Genomic DNA, 14,566 nt, shown 5'->3' on the forward strand with positions numbered 1-14,566 from the left:
TATAGGTCAATGTTATGGCTCCTTTGGCCATAAGATCATCGATTAGAAACTCATCCCTTAAGGCTGTGGTATCGTATTTTTTTACTGCTTCTGGGCTAGAAGCATAGCGTGTTTGATATGTCGTGGACATAATATTTGGATTATTATATTAATACTAATTTTTCGTAATCAACTTATGTACTTTAAAATTGTCGATGGTCATATGGTTCTTTACTGTCCTAAAACCAAAGTATCCTGATAAATATGGATTGGCGTCGTAAAGATCAACCATTAGTACATCGTCCCTATAATATTGAATGATATTGTTATGGGCTATTATTTTTATATGGTATACCTTATTGGGCGTCAATAAAAAGTCAGGTTTTGTATAATCATATTCGGGTAACAGAGGTCTTTCCCCATTACCTACATAACGCCTAAAACGGGTTTTCGAATTATCGTGCCCACCAACTCCCATATAATAAAGTCTTAGGCTATCGTAATTCGAAAATTTTCCACCTCGTTTTCCTGAATTCTCAAACAGATTATCAGGGTGCTCCATATCCTTAGCCATCCAAAAACAGTTCATATCGGAAACACGGTCGTAAGGCCCTCCATTACTGATTATATAGGTATCGTATTCAATAAGAATGGAACCTTCCAATTTTTTTTTAAACCAAATGGTGCACCCCGCGGCATCGGTAATTTCCAATTTGCCATTCTTGATTTCGGTTTTACCACCTTCCATCTGCTCTACAACCCAGTTGTCCCAGTCGTTTGTATCAAAATCCTCTTCATGGATCAACTTGGGAATGACCTTAACGGAATCATTTAAAACGATAACCTTACCCTGTGCACAGGAAATAGCACTAAGGGTAATAGTAAATAGAAGTAAAAAAGTAAATGCACGGGTGACTGACATATATTTTTTCATTAAGATCGATATGTTTTCGTAATCCTTAATCGTTTGAAGAACTAAGGCATACGCAAGTTGGCAAAAAGTATGGTTGGCCACTATAAATCATAGTTCCAAAATTATAAACGATGATTCATTTGAAGAGTAAGGGTTCATATGCAAGTACAAAACCTTGAACCCAGTGAAAAACCAAAATAGAAATAAAAGGTGGATATTATAACTTTTCAATCCTTTAAAAACTTCCTCATGGGAACGACCCTATTAAACTCTTTGATCTTGATGTTACGGTAATAAATCTCGGCCGTTTCAGATTGAAATCCTATAACCCCCTCACTCACTGAAAGATCGGTCGCCATGTTTACGATTTCACCGTTTAGTTTATGGATCACATATTTATTGCCCATAACAATGATCTCGCATTCATTCCATTCTTCGTTGAGTGCATTGTATTTGGCTTTGCCCGACCCATGAAGTTCATTTTTCTTTTGTTCAAATTTCTTACCTCCTTCACTGGGCAAAAGAAAGGTTTTGCCATCTCCCGAATACCAATCCAAAGTGGTCCCAGCGGCCCAAAAATCCCCTGTATGGTTTTTATTGGCAATGTGGTTATATCGAATTTGGTATTCATTACCCTTTGGCCATATCTTATCGTCATAAACATGATAATAACATCCAGCATCATATTGCCATTGATCGAAGTTGTTTGCTATTTTTTTACCCCATTTGTACTCGAATCTAAGTATGTATTTACCGTATTTCTTTTTAGTAAAAAACAGCCCGTGTGTCCCATTTTCACCCGTATTCAAATTCAAACTATCAGGAAAATCCTTGAACACATGAACAATACCATCTTCAATGGCATACACTTTTTTTGCCATTTCCGAATCGCCATTCCTTAGCTTAAGATTCCACCCATCCCAGTTTTCACCATTGAATAAATACACAAAACCATCCTCCTTTAATGTTGTGTCCTGTGCTAATGCAATGTTTGAAGAAAGGCCGAAAAAGATAATTATTAAGCCGGTAATCCAGAGTTGATTTTTCATTTTTTTGTTTATCAATCGATTATTTCAAATTTTCCTTTTAAATGTATGTTTTCCGAAGAACTGCCCACCAAAACTTGGAAAAAACCAGGTTCAACGGTCCAATTCATATGCCTGTCGAGTAACTCCAAATCATCGGGATGCAAAGTAAAATGCATGGTTTTAGTTTCATTGGGTAGCAAAAGCACCCTTTCGAATCCGCGTAATTGACTTTCATACGTCGTAACACTACTCACCTCATCCTTTACATAAAGCTGCACTACTTCATCCCCCTCCCGCTTTCCGGTATTCTTGATTTTGAACGACACCTGGATGTCACTTTCGGAATGCTTGGTTTTTTGATTTATTTTCAGGTCACTATACTCAAAAGTGGTATAACTTAACCCATATCCAAAGGGGTATAACGATCCCAGCACCCTGGTACGGCCAAATCCGTTGGGGCCGACCTCGGGTTGGCTTGCTTGGGAACCGGGTTTAAAAGGAAAGTTCAAAGGAATCTGGCCCACGCTCTTTGGGAAAGTGGTCGTAAGCTTCCCTCCCGGATTATAATCCCCAAACAAGGTTTCGGCAATGACCTCCCCTGCCGAGACACTGGGAAACCATGCCTCAAGAATTGCCGGTATGTATTTATTTTCCCAGTTGATCGTTAACGGTTGCCCGTTTATAAGTACGAGTACTACAGGTTTACCCGTTGCATACAAGGCCTGGACCAATTGAAGTTGCCTACCGGGAAGCCCTAAACCTGTGCGTGACATACTCTCCCCCACTCTTTTATCATCTTCACCGACCACTGCGATGATAATATCGGCGTTTTGGGCTTTTTCCACTGCAGCATCAATCCCTGCCTGTTCTTCCTTTGTCAAAGGAGTCGGGATGATCTCGGTTACAGGCCAATCAGGATCTACTACCTCGCAACCTTTTTCATACACAACGTTCATTCTTCCGTCCCCATAATTTTTTATCCCCTCATACACCGTTACTGCCGGGTTATCCGAAGGACCGTATCGGCTATACATGAAATTCACCTCTTTGGCCAACGGACCAGTTACCAAAACATTCTTGATTTTATCGCTATCCAACGGAAGTAGATTTCCCTCATTTTTTAGAAGAACGAGCGATTCCCTATTGATTTGTTTGGCAAAAACCCCATCGTCTTGGGTATGCACCGTTGTATCGGCTGCTTTCGTATTTTCAACAAAAGGACTATCGAACAACCCCAATTCAAATTTCACCCGTAATATTTCAGAAACCCTAAGATCAATGGTCTTCATCGATATTTTACCTTCATTGATCAACTCCCTTAAGGGTTCTATAAAGGATTCGGGGGTCCTAAAAGTAGTACGTACATTCAAGCCAGCTTCGACTACCTGCCTAACGGCTTCTTTATAATCCTCTGCCACATGGTGTTTGTCGGAAACATATTCCACTGCCTCGCTATCGGAAACAACATATCCCTTAAATCCATATTTTTCACGAAGCAACTCCGTCAAGAAATAATGACTTGCCGTAACTGGCACCCCATCATAATCGTTATAACTGCTCATAACCCCCAAGGGTGATGCTTCTTGAACAACCCTTTTAAAAGGGTACAGATACATTTGGTGCATTTCCCTTGGTGCTACGTGCGGATCGGTTCGGGCGGCCCCGTCACGTGCCCCTTTGGGAACACTATAAACTGCAAAATGCTTTAAGGTCGATGCAACGCCTTCCGATTGGATTCCCAAGGTCATTTGCTTACCCATTTCCGCAATATGGAAAGGATCTTCCCCATAACATTCTAGCACCCTTCCCCAGCGAGGATCACGGGCAACATCCAAAATAGGGGCATAAACATTGGTGTATCCCAAAGCCTTTGCTTCTCGACCTACTATCTGCCCGGCTTTATAAACCAACTCCTTGTTCCAGGTACTCCCGATACCGATTGGCGCTGGGAGCGGCGTGGCTTTTTTATGACAAAGGCCATGTATGCCCTCATTGGTGAAATCCACAGGAATTCCCATACGGGTCTCCTCAACAAACCATTTCTGTACTTTGTTGATGGCATCTGCATGGGAACTGAAAGGGAAGGAATATTGCGTATGTGTTTTTTCCTGGTTCCAAATGGTATTCAAATGCTCATCAATATTACCGATACCGTCTTTCCATACCCTATTTTTCCATTCGGGTGTAGGCAACTCATCTTCCAATACCCTGGCATAACCATATAATGTGGCCATTTGACAGGTTTTTTCATCAACGTTCATCAAAGAAACCAGATTTTTCACCCTATTGGCTATGGGTGCTTTTGAATCCTCATAAACATCTTTGGTTCCATTCTTATTAAAATCGATCCAATCTTTATGGTATATGGGATTCTTCCCCGTTTTCATTCCTATGCATAGGATGAAAACCGTAAAAATCAATATTATTCTAAATTGCTTCATTTTAACAACATTATTCAGTGAAACTAGTATTAATATCTTCAAGACCTACCCCAAATACTTCTCTGGATATTATTTCCAATGCAGCATTATCTCCTTGAAAATGAATAGTGACTTGCTTATGAACCATGGTTTCCCCTGGAATTAGAGCTGCTGCCGGAGACGAGGTTTCCAATTCATAAAAAGGTCCCAATGGAGGAGTACCTGGTTTCGGTGAACCATCATTATAAGCATTGATAACATCCCCCGAATAGGGCTCATCCTGGTATTCCCATGAAGAATTCACAAATCCGTTTGGTGCGTCTTGAACATTATAAGTGACTACTGTTATTATTTTTTGGTCCGCATCATAACTTCCTGCTATGCCTTTTGTACGTTTTGGGTTGATACCGATTTTACTTCGTTTAGTCCCATCTCCTTTTAAAAAGAGAATATTATCATGTGCTCTTAAATATTCCTTGGGGACTTTTCCAAAGTAATCATCCTTTACTTTGGCTCCTAAAAGAGATGGATCACCATCTTTGAACGGAATCACAACTGTAGTTTTGGGAGACGGATTATACATTCCCAATAACCAAATAGATGGTAATCCTGTTTCTGCAATCCATGGGTCATCACCTACATTAGTTATTCTGTTATCCGTTTCATAGGCAACGTAATCAACCTCATCTGAAAGTTTCTCTTTGATGATGTTTTCCACATCGGTCTTATCCAATAGACGAATATTGCGCTCAATTTTCATGCTGAAAATAGTACCATTATAATTCAAAAGTTCACATTGATGTTCAAAACCCACCATATTCTCGGTACGTTTAACCAATTGAAAAGAATCAGTATCTATTGCCGCAGGAGTCTTCCACTCGGAAAAATCGAAGCTACTTCCCGGTTTAAAGAACAATGCGTACTGACCACCTTCAGGTCCCAGCCAAAATCTTTCTTCACCTCCAAAAATATATATTTGATCTTCCAGTTTACCTTTGCGTTCGTCTTCTGATAAAAAACCTGCCCTAACCACTTTTTTATTTATCCACCCAAAACCAATACCCTCAGAAGAATCTGTAGTACTCGTCATCACTCGCCCTTGGTACTGGGGTGCAATGGCAATAGCTCCATTTCCTTTACTCAATACTATGATTTCTGTATGATTTTTCAGAAACGACACGTCCTTTTTGAAACTGCCTTTCTCCTTACAAGCTCCTAACATAACGATACAAATAAAAAGTGATAAATTCTTCATTATTAAAGACTTGACCGATTCGCTTATCCCGAATGACCATATTGATTATTTATAAAGGACTAGTTCGTTTGTTCAATCAACACCAAACTCCAAGGGGCAATCTCATGTTCAATTACAAGTTCCCCTTTCGCATCGGCAAAAAGGAATTCCGTTTTCATGGTATTCGCATAATCTTTCATCACCTTGATCTGTTCCCTGGTCGGTGGTTCCGGTTTCCCCATGGCCTCCCAAAAATTATGGATGTTACCATGGTCTTTATCCATGATTTCGATTTTGAACAAAGTACCAGGGGCTAGGTCTGTAAATGACAATTCAAGCTTTTTGGAAGTACCCTCTTCCCTTTTGTTGGTCCCGGAAGGAACGGCATTGACGTATTCTTCCGGATAATTATATGCCAAGGCCACAATTTTATCATCAGAAGACTTTTTACTTACAAAAACGTGATCATCGTTGTATAACTTTTGATCCCCTAGTTGATGTAACATACGATATGCGTGATAGGAAGGCTTTACCAAGCCTTGAAAATTTATCATCCCGAATCCGCCATGGAAAATACTGGCTGCCCCGCCTTTTTCCTCAAAAATATCGGTAAACGTCCATAAGGACAAGGAATTCGTCAATCCGATACATTCCAAATTACTTCTAACAATATATGCCGCAGAAGGTAGTCGATCGTGCATATGATCCCTACTACTGGGGCTGGTGTTCCATTCGGTAAGATGGATCTCTACATCGGGATAGGCACTTTTGGCAATGGTATTTTTAAGCCATTGCAGGTCTTCTTTTAAAGAATATACGTAACGTGTGAGTCCTTTCCCTTTTCCTGTTTCCGGATTGAACGCATAATCGGTAGGATAAGGATGGGTACTCACAAAATCTACGGGAAGTTTCTCTTTCTTACAGTATTTTAGAAAGTCCTCGATCCATACTCCATGCCATTTTAGACTATTGACATCCTCTGCATTAAAAACAGCATCCGAAACGTCATTATTGGTTATTTCCCCATCAAAGCGTGTATCGGGTACAAAATTACTCGTAGAGGGACCACCGATTTTCAACCGTTCATCGACCGACTTAACGGCCAAGGCCGATTGCTTATACAATTCGAAATATTGCGACTTAGTGCCATCCCAAAAGAACGGATAAAGGTTGGGTTCATTCCATACTTCAAAATACCAGGTCAAAACTTCCTCAATGCCATAGCGGTCCAGACAATGTTGGGTGAACGCCTTGACCAAATCGTGCCATTTCCCAAAAGAATCGTCTGCCGGGGTAATATTGGCCTTCCACCAAAAAACCGTCTTGGAATTCTCGGCGGCCATACTTGTGGGGAAAAAAGCCAATTCAACAAAGGGTTTCACCTTTACATCCAACATCCTATCGAACAGATCATCAATATACTGCCAATTGTAAACGGTTTTCCCCCTTTCTTCAATTATGGGAAACATGTCATCGTGGAAAAGTCCGTGAAAACGAACATACTCAAAACCACAGTTTTCCTGCACCTGCTCCAATTGTTCGAGCCAACCGGCCCTTAAGCCCTCATTGGCACGGCCTGCCCCAACCATCTTGCTCCAATAATGATCAAACTTTTCGCCACTTTCATTGGCATTGATAACAATAGGTTGCTGTGCTACGGCAAACAGTCCGACGAACAGGACAAATGCCATAATCAAAATATTCTCTCTAATCTTACAATTCATTTCCAATGGATTTATTCGGTTATCAAAAGTGTGCTGATCGACTTGGGGTTGACATTCACGGCAAAACGCGCTTCGTTTATTATGATATTCAATGTCTCTTGGGTATCCTTGGGATTATTGACCAATACGGCAACACGCCCATCCTTCAATTTAAACACCGCATGGTTTTTACCTTCTGAGGATTTCAAGTAATGGTCGCCGGGTTGCACAAAATGCGATAGGTGCTTAAATAAATAAAACTCATCCGTATAGGTGACTTTTTTCGCAGTCCTATCCACAACCACCATAGAATTCTGTGGCCAGCCCCATGCACTTTTTCCCGTTTCATCCAAAACCATGTTCCAATACATATGGGACCCCGCTCCATTATTTAAAAAGTGTACAAGGGTGTTCCATGAACTTTCTAAGGAAGTCCAATCGTTTTCATGCTCTCCACACTTATTTTCGGTTTGCATCAATTTGATGCCAGGATACTCTTTATGAATAGTTGGTATGGCCTTTGACCCACCCCATTGGAAACCAATTCCTTTTATGTATTTGCTTGCATCCTTAAATTTTAAAACGGTTCTTACATAATTAGGGTCACCAGAATTAACCGTTCCCAACCATATTTCTGCATCCAGATTATCTGCCTTGAATTGTGGTCCTAAAAATTCACTTATAAAATATCCCATATCTTCTGGTCTCCATGTACAACTTGGCCAGTTAGGTTGATATGCAATTTCATTTTGGGGTTGAATGGAAAACAGTTCTATACCTTCTTTTTTATAAGCTTGTACAAATTTTGAAAAATATAGTGCGTACGCCTTTAAATAGCGCTCTTGCATTTTAAATGCCGTAGCGTTGTTCAAGATTTGGGCTTCTGGATTCATTTTATTCCCATCTAAAGCGTTTCCAAACTCGCCACTTCTCATAGCATAATGGTCATTCACTTTCATCCATGCCGGAGGGGTCCATGGTGATGCCCAAATTTTTAGTTCTGGGTTTACTTCTAATGCAGCTTCTAAATAGGGAATTAAAATGTAGCGGTCTCTATCTATATTAAAATCGCGCATTTCAAAATCTTCTGGAACATCATTGCTAGAATAATAACTCAAGGCATAGTCAGAAGCTCCCAACGGGATTCTGCACATCGAAAAGTTACATCCCTCATCGGAAAACAGATCCTTAAAGACCTGTTTTGAGGATGCTTTGGGCAAGGCCTCCAAAGCATCCCACCCCAATTCATTGAACGCTCCACCTATACCATCGATCTCCTGTAGTAGACTATCGGTATACACCACAATGTCGGTCGCATTGGCAGCCGTTTCTTTGGATAAAAACTTTTTGGCCTTGACCCATCGTTCGGAAGCCGTAGTATATACCATTTCCACTTTTTGGGAAAATGCCGGATTAAACGCAAAAAACATCAATAGTATGACACCATATTTTCCAATTCGCATTGTATTTCTTTTTATTTCCATTTTTTATGATCGGTTTAGCATTTGATACATTATTCCGTGGTAAAAACGGCCGCTGGAAGCCCTTCTTTATTGTATAGATTCGCTCCCTCCGGATAAGACGACCATGCATAACGGACATGGGTAGGATCTGTAATCTCAGGATAAGATACTTCAATCTTATTTTTGGAAATTATATGGGCTTCTGCAGGTTTCCAAACACCATCCACACCCTTGACCTCAAACCATTTTAAAGGCTTGTCTACAGCCACAGTAGCATTTAACAGCTGTTTCTCACCGACTATTAAACCAGAACCCACTTCCTTGAATTCTATTTGAATTTTATCCCCTATTACTTTATAAGAGTTGTAGAGTGGTCCACTTATGACAGGCACATTCATGCCGTAATCATTCTTTAAGGCCCAAAGTGCCAATCGTTTACCTGCATCCATTTTATTATGCGGGTGTACATCTTTTGCCTCCCCTAAATCATACAGCACCGCCATTCCCGTTTTCGGCATTTTGAGTGTCCTCCTTAAATGATCGTTTACCATTGCCCACCCTAAATCAGAGCGTCTATCCGGCACTTTATACGCTGCCAATTGCATCCAGTAAAAAGGCATGGTGCCCTGGCCCCATGCTTCCCTCCAACTTTTGATCAATGCGGTAAAATAAGCTTCATACCGTTCCTCGAAAAAATGTGAATTACTCTCTCCTTGATACCATAAAACACCTTTTACCTTATAAGGAATTATGGGATTGATCATACCATTGTACAGCGTTGTAGGGTTTTGCATATTATTCAACGGATGCTTGCTATTGGGTTTGGATCCCGGCCTGCCTTTGGCTATCCATTTTTCATATTTAACTTCGTACAAGGTATCACTGAAATTATCGGCATCCGCTTTTTTAATGGCGGACTTTAATTCGGACATAGTGGCCTCGTAGTACGCTTTTAGATTTTCATCGGCCAGATACACCTTTTCTGAAATCCATGGTTGAATACGGGTGCCTCCCCAAGAACATTCCACCAATCCTATGGGCACGTCCAGTGCCTTGCGTAATTCTTTTGCGAAAAAATAACCTGTAGCCGTTATTTTACCTATTTGTTCGGGGTTTGCACTGATCCAATGTCCTTCAATATTGGTTTGTGGTTTAAATAACGAGGTGGTTTGAAGAACTTCGATATGCCTAATATGATCATCATTGGCGGTAGCAACTTCATTTCTTATGTATTCCACCAAAGGTTGGTATTGAGGTTCCCTTGCATTGTTTACAAATTTGGAGAGTTCAAAATCCATATTCGATTGTCCCGTGCACAACCAAACCTCACCTGATAAAACATCGTTGATTTCAATGCGGTTTTTTCCTGAAATGGTAATTTTATAGGGTCCACCGGCCTTCGGGGTCTGTAGATCCACACGCCATTTACCGTCCTTGCCGGTTACAACGGTTGCCTTGTTTCCCCAACTGCCTACCACCTCTACTTGTTCCCCTGCATCTGCCCAACCCCAAATAGGGACTTCAGTTTCCCTTTGAATGACCATATGGTCAGAAAAAATGGCATTTAGGGTAACATCGGCTTTTGAAATTTGGGGCAAGAAGACCAATAATACAGTTACAATTTTATAAAATGATCGCCTCATTATTTTAATTTTATAATTATACATTACGCCCCTTGGCACAAAATATGAAGGACAAAGAAATAACTGCAATATGGTGAAAATCAATATTGAAATCGATAACTAATTGCCCATTGATCATAAATAATGGTTCATTGCCATGAATAATGGACCCAAGGCCTCACTACCCATTATGGCCCGTTTACAGGCTACTTGAAAATCATCCCCTAGGAAATGTTGCGTTGTCCATTATCCAATTTATAAATCCATCCAAGTAACCTGCTCCCAATTCCCCTTTACATAATCTTGGGGCGTGCCTGGGGTCGACCTTCCATTTTTTATGACCTCGGCGATCTTTTGTTTTAGTCGCGCTACAATTTCGGGATGCTCAAAATATTGGTTCTTCGTTTCCGAAGGATCTTTGGCTATGTTGTAAAGTTCATATACCGCTTCACCGGGTTCCACTTCTAGAAGAACCGGTTCTAATGAACCCCCGGAACCTCTGAGCAGGTTCAATTTCCAATCCCCTTCCCTGATCGAAAAATGACCGGTAAAAGAATGATGGATAACGGGTCTGTTTTCATCATAGTCGTCGGGACCTTCGTTATTCAATAAAGGGTATAAACTATAACTGTCCTCCCCGGCATTCTCAGGGATGTCGGCTCCGATAATATCGGCTATGGTAGCCAAATAATCGCTTTGGCAAACGGGATGGTAAATTTTTTGTCCCGCAGTGAATTTTTCCGGCCACCGCATTAAAAAGGGTACATGATGGCCACCTTCATAAATATCCCGTTTGCCCCCTTTGAAATTCAATGCACTGTAATGTTGAAAGGTATCCCTTTGATACACATAATTCGTTTCCGCCCCATTATCGGAAGAGAAAATGACCAGTGTATTGTCTTCAATACCATTTTCCTTTAAGGCATTAAGTACCTGCCCCACCCGATAATCCGTTTCCTCCATGAAATCGCCATAGTTACCACAATTGCTACGCCCTTGGAAATCGGGATGGGTACAATGCGGCAAATGGGGACTGGTCATTGGAAAATAAAGGAAAAAGGGCTTTCCGTTCTTGGCATCATCCGCTGATGTATTGATGTATTCCACCGCCTTATCCGCAAGGGTTTCGAGTACATATTCATCGTTGAAGGAAGGGGCTACCTCCACATATCCTCTCTGATGTTCTTCTTGGTAAGGAGGGGTCATCCGGTACGTACGGGGTGTTACATCCATTTTCTTTTTGGTATATAATACCGGTGGATCGATCACTTGGTCATTTTCCAAATAAGTAAGGATTCCATAGTTCATGGATGCCGCTATCCCGAAGAAGTAGTCGAACCCCTTTTCAATGGGCCCGTCTGTAAACGGTTTGGACCAATCCCGGTTCTTGCCGACTTTTCCTTCAAACTCCATTTGTAAATGCCATTTACCTACCATGGCCGTATTGTAACCATTTTCTTTGAGTAAGGAGGCAATGGTCATCCGGTCTTTTTCTATCAAGCAAGGGCCATCGGCTCTTAAGACCCCTTTTTTAAGACTTGTTCTCCAACTGTACCTTCCCGTCAACAACGAATATCTCGAAGGCGTACATACGGCATCACTACTATGTCCGTCAGTAAAAACAACACCCTCATTGGCGATCCTATCCATATTCGGGGTCTTGAATTTGGCATCGGGGTTGAGTGCCCCGACGTCGCCATACCCTTGGTCATCGGTATAAATAATAACGATATTGGGTTTGCTATTGGTTTTTTCGAGCTTAGAAGAACAAGAACAGAGACTAAACAAAGCCCCACAGAAAACAATGGCAATTGTGATTGAACGTAATTTTAACATACGGATTGGTATTAGCTTCATTATAGGAAAATATTTAATTTTTGTAAATCGATCATAAATTTTCAGCGATTATACGGGCCACTTCCTTTCCTTGCTCGGTGGATCCCAATTCATTGTAATGGACGTTCCCGGGTTCTTGGGCCCAAGCTTTACGCTGTGGCAGGGTAAACGCATAAAGGTCGTTTATCTCAATTTCCGGGTATTGCTCCAATACTTCCCTAGCGGCCGTATTGAATTTTATGCTATCGCCACTATATCTCCCTTTTGCATTTTCAGGGACCGGTGTTGTAGTTGCAAAAACCAATTTTGCTTCCGGATAGTTCGATTTCAGGTACTTGCAGATCTTATCAAGATTTTCTTTATAAACTCCAATGGATGACACTTGTTCACCATTTTTATCCAAGTGCTTCCCACTAAGATATTTTAGGTCATGTAGCCCTACATTGAAATGAATCAAGTCCCATTTAAAATTCCATCCTTTACGTAAGTAAGGTTGAAACATGGTGGCGTTCATTTTATCCATATTCGGTATGAATTGTTGACTGGACCCACCATTCTTGTACAAACGGAATACAGTGGCTTTTTCTTCCAAACTTTTCCTTACGGCTGGCGTATAGCCTATTGAAATTGAGTCTCCATATAATAGTACATTGGGTGTTTTCCTTACCGGATGCACATATTTAAAGGCATCTGTCTTATAGACCGTACCTATATCGCCGCATAAGTCGCCCCAAACCGATTTACAGGTTTCATAATCACTTTTCTTGGTATTCATTCCTGCATATGCGGCAGGTGCCATTCCCATTCCCAAAGCACCATACCCCAATAAACTTATAAACCTTTTACGCTCCATTTTCTTATGTGCTTTCTGTCATCATCAGCTTTAACGATGATCCTAACATTCCCTCGGCAATATCCAGTCCTTTTATATGGCCTAAAATCGCTCTATATTTGTTTTATTTTTATTTTCTTGCCCTCATTCCCGATAACCTTACCATCGGTTATGATTTCACAATTACTGGCCTTAGGACCAATTTTTATGGGCATTCCAGTTTCATTCCTTAACCGTAACCCAATGGTTTCCCCTTCGTCAAAAGGTGACATGGACTCACCATGCATAGGGTGTGTATACCCAATTAATATGGCCAGTTCTTTTTTCCTTCTTTTGCCTTGGGCAGATTTCAATACCACCTCGTTATTTGTTCCTTGAACAGTGACCAAGGCATGCACCAATCGGTCTGATTCCGCGGAATCGACAATTAATTCCACATCAACATTACTTCCTTCCACAAACAACAACGGGCCATAATTGGCATCTCCTTTGCAATTTTTCAAAACGGCGTCATCGCCCACCCAATAGGCCCTTTCGGTACCGATAGTCGTACAATTTTCAAGGCGTACCCCAGTGTTTGTCCGTAATTCGAAACCAGCCCGGGTATTTTTTGCCGTACAATTCTTAAAATGGATGTTTTTGATCGGTCCATAAGTACGGAAACCGTCCTCGCATAATGATTTCATATAGCCGGGCGTAACCACATATTTACCTTCACGGTTCTTTGTCCATGTTCGGAAGTTCACATCGTATGCAGGGCCCGATGTTTCTGCAAGAATATCGTCGGTAGAACGCACGACACCCTCTGCGTAGCAATCCTCGAAATACACATTCTCCGCATTTCGTTGCACAAAAAAACAATGTCCAAAAGAACGATTGTACAATTTGCACCTGTAGAGTTTGGTATCGCTCCCAGTGACCAAGAGACCACTGTGCTTTTTGTGGCGAATGACGGTTTCCTTCGCTTTCCCTTTACCGAATAAATCGCCATAACCGTAAGGAAATGAACCTGCAACATACAAGGTAATGTCATTTAGGGTATTCCCTTTTCCTGCCACCTGAAGTACCGTTCCCCCTGGTGAAGTTCCTTCGCCCTTACATCGTAATGTGAGTCCGTTGAAGGTATTATCGCTACCGGTTATCAAGAATTCATCACTATGGATGGGAGGTTTCAAGGCGGTACGCAATTTGGTATCCACCTCAATTTCCACCCCTTCCAAATGGAACACATTATTGTTCCCACTAAAGGTGATATACGAAAATTCGTTTCGCTCATGACGGCCCCACATTGAATCGATGGTCAAATAATCGGTTAACCGATAAACCCCGGGCGCCATTGTTATGACATTGCCGCTTTTGGATGCATATTCGGCCAACTCCCTTACGCTATTGATCTTTATATCCGTAGCATGTAAGGCTGTAGAAATACATAACAGTCCGATAATCAAAATGGTAAGCCGTTTTTTCATTTTAAAAAGTATTTGATACTAAATTTTCTTTTTTTGGGTGTGCTTCTTTTTTCCAAATTCCCTTATC

General features: G+C 41.1%; 10 protein-coding genes. All 10 read right to left on the reverse strand.

What is annotated here, in order from left to right; genetic code table 11:
- Positions 1-154: 154 nt before the first annotated feature.
- A complete protein-coding gene (locus R3X28_RS09495) occupies positions 155-901 on the reverse strand; it encodes a DUF6250 domain-containing protein (RefSeq protein WP_317664088.1) in 747 nt (248 codons plus the stop codon).
- A 218-nt stretch (positions 902-1,119) separates the two neighbouring features.
- Positions 1,120-1,941 carry a DUF1080 domain-containing protein gene (locus R3X28_RS09500; RefSeq protein ID WP_317664089.1) on the reverse strand — a complete coding sequence of 274 codons (822 nt, stop codon included), beginning with the start codon at positions 1,939-1,941 and terminating at the stop codon, positions 1,120-1,122.
- A gap of 11 nt (positions 1,942-1,952) precedes the next feature.
- Positions 1,953-4,361: a glycoside hydrolase family 3 N-terminal domain-containing protein gene (locus tag R3X28_RS09505; protein ID WP_317664090.1), complete on the reverse strand. Its 2,409-nt coding sequence runs from the start codon at positions 4,359-4,361 to the stop codon at positions 1,953-1,955.
- 10 nt (positions 4,362-4,371) lie between these two features.
- Positions 4,372-5,595, reverse strand: a complete 1,224-nt coding sequence (locus tag R3X28_RS09510; protein WP_317664091.1) for a DUF6786 family protein — start codon at positions 5,593-5,595, stop codon at positions 4,372-4,374.
- A 59-nt stretch (positions 5,596-5,654) separates the two neighbouring features.
- The gene (locus tag R3X28_RS09515; protein WP_317664092.1) at positions 5,655-7,298 is read right to left on the reverse strand and encodes a GH39 family glycosyl hydrolase; all 1,644 of its coding nucleotides are present in this window, start codon (positions 7,296-7,298) and stop codon (positions 5,655-5,657) included.
- An 11-nt stretch (positions 7,299-7,309) separates the two neighbouring features.
- The gene (locus R3X28_RS09520) at positions 7,310-8,740 is read right to left on the reverse strand and encodes a hypothetical protein (protein WP_317664093.1); all 1,431 of its coding nucleotides are present in this window, start codon (positions 8,738-8,740) and stop codon (positions 7,310-7,312) included.
- A 50-nt stretch (positions 8,741-8,790) separates the two neighbouring features.
- On the reverse strand, positions 8,791-10,383 hold the full coding sequence (locus R3X28_RS09525) for a sialate O-acetylesterase (protein ID WP_317664094.1): 1,593 nt from the start codon (positions 10,381-10,383) through the stop codon (positions 8,791-8,793).
- A gap of 234 nt (positions 10,384-10,617) precedes the next feature.
- Positions 10,618-12,219, reverse strand: a complete 1,602-nt coding sequence (locus R3X28_RS09530) for an arylsulfatase (RefSeq protein WP_317664095.1) — start codon at positions 12,217-12,219, stop codon at positions 10,618-10,620.
- Positions 12,220-12,250: 31 nt separating this feature from the next.
- Complete coding sequence (locus R3X28_RS09535; protein ID WP_317664096.1) at positions 12,251-13,051, reverse strand: SGNH/GDSL hydrolase family protein; 801 nt, start codon at positions 13,049-13,051, stop codon at positions 12,251-12,253.
- A 92-nt stretch (positions 13,052-13,143) separates the two neighbouring features.
- On the reverse strand, positions 13,144-14,499 hold the full coding sequence (locus R3X28_RS09540) for a hypothetical protein (RefSeq protein WP_317664097.1): 1,356 nt from the start codon (positions 14,497-14,499) through the stop codon (positions 13,144-13,146).
- Positions 14,500-14,566: the final 67 nt, after the last annotated feature.

It is taken from the genome of Maribacter sp. TH_r10 (genome assembly GCF_033101095.1).
In the GTDB taxonomy this organism is placed as follows: domain Bacteria; phylum Bacteroidota; class Bacteroidia; order Flavobacteriales; family Flavobacteriaceae; genus Maribacter_A; species Maribacter_A luteus.